We start from the raw sequence: 261 nt of genomic DNA on the forward strand, positions 1-261 counted from the left end.
CCAAGGCTGATTAACCCGTCAACATTAGCTGCAGCCGAACTTCCAGTAATAATTAATCGTTTCGTTAAATCCGCCACTGAAATACCAGGTGTGCTGTAAATCACATTAATCATGGCAAGTTGCTGAATCGTTAATCCTAAACTCGCCGCATTTTGATCGGCATATCCCGCTGAAATTCGCTGGATTGACCAATAAGTTTTTAATAGTTCACTAATATTTTCTGTATCTGTATTAATTCCTACCATCATCCAACCTCCTCTT

Annotated in this window: 1 protein-coding gene; it reads right to left on the bottom strand. The window is 39.5% G+C overall.

What is annotated here, in order from left to right:
* The coding region (locus tag NG901_RS16750) for a MarR family transcriptional regulator (protein ID WP_252217080.1) at positions 1–248 on the bottom strand (248 nt) is incomplete at its 3' end.
* Positions 249–261: the final 13 nt, after the last annotated feature.

The organism is Clostridium sp. CMCC3677 (assembly GCF_023845585.1).
Lineage (GTDB): Bacteria > Bacillota > Clostridia > Clostridiales > Clostridiaceae > Clostridium > Clostridium aquiflavi.